Origin of the sequence: Kitasatospora sp. NPDC101176 (assembly GCF_044768035.1) — a bacterium.
Taxonomy (GTDB): Bacteria; Actinomycetota; Actinomycetes; order Streptomycetales; family Streptomycetaceae; genus Kitasatospora.
This window is the reverse complement of the sequence record NZ_JBIWPA010000074.1, coordinates 1-1,154: the sequence shown is the minus strand read 5'-3', so window position 1 is coordinate 1,154 and position 1,154 is coordinate 1. Positions and strand designations below refer to the sequence as shown.

The 1,154-nt window shown below is 67.9% G+C and carries 1 protein-coding gene; it reads right to left on the bottom strand.

Features of this window, described 5'->3' with window-relative positions; translation table 11 throughout:
• Positions 1-11: 11 nt before the first annotated feature.
• Positions 12-1,154, bottom strand: a 1,143-nt coding sequence (locus tag ACIRS1_RS38455) for an acyl-CoA dehydrogenase family protein (protein WP_402847324.1), incomplete at its 5' end; no start/stop codon positions are given.

Below are 1,154 nucleotides of genomic sequence, written 5' to 3'. Positions count from 1 at the left end.
GGGGGGGTGCGTTACGGCAGGTTGCGGGCCATGACGATGCGCTGGACCTGGTTGGTGCCCTCGTAGATCTGCGTGATCTTCGCGTCCCGCATCATCCGCTCCACCGGGTAGTCCCGGGTGTACCCGTACCCACCCAGCAACTGCACCGCGTCCGTGGTGATCTCCATCGCCGCGTCCGACGCGTAACACTTCGCCGCCGCCCCGAAGAACGTCAGGTCCCCGTCCCCGCGCTGCGACTTCGCCGCCGCCGCGTACGTCAACTGCCGCGCCGCCTCCAGCTTCATCGCCATGTCCGCCAGCATGAACTGCACACCCTGGAACTCCGCGATCGCCTTCCCGAACTGCCGGCGCTCCTTCACGTACCCCTTCGCGTAGTCCAACGCCCCCTGCGCGATCCCGACCGCCTGCGCCGCGATCGTCACCCGCGTGTGGTCCAGCGTCCGCATCGCCGTCGCGAACCCCGTCCCCTCCGCACCGATCATCCGATCCGCCGGAATCCGCACGTTGTCGAAGTACACCTCACGCGTCGGCGACCCCTTGATCCCCAACTTCTTCTCCGGAGCACCGAACGACACCCCCTCGTCACCCTTCTCCACCACGAACGCCGAGATCCCCTTCGACCGCAGCTCCGGATCCGTCACGGCCATCACCGTGTAGAACTCCGACACCCCCGCGTTCGTGATCCAGCGCTTCACCCCGTTCAGCACCCAGGAATCACCGTCACGCACCGCCCTCGTCCGCATCCCCGCCGCGTCCGAACCCGCCTCCGGCTCCGACAGGCAGTACGAGAACATCCCCTCACCCCGCGCCAGCGCCCCCAGGTACTTCGCCTTCAACTCCTCCGAACCCGACAACTGCACCGGCAGCGACCCCAGCTTGTTCACCGCCGGGATCAACGAGGACGACGCACACACCCGCGCCACCTCCTCGATCACGATCACCGTCGCCAACGCGTCCGCACCCGCACCGCCGTACTCCTCCGGCACGTGCACCGCGTGCAGGTCACTGCCCTGCAACGCCTCCAGCGCCTCCTGCGGGAACCGGCCCAGCTCGTCCACCTCCGCCGCGAACGGAGCGATCTTCGCCTCGGCCAGCGAACGCACCGCCTCACGGAGCATCCCGTGCTCCTCGGAGATACGGAAGAGATCGAAGTC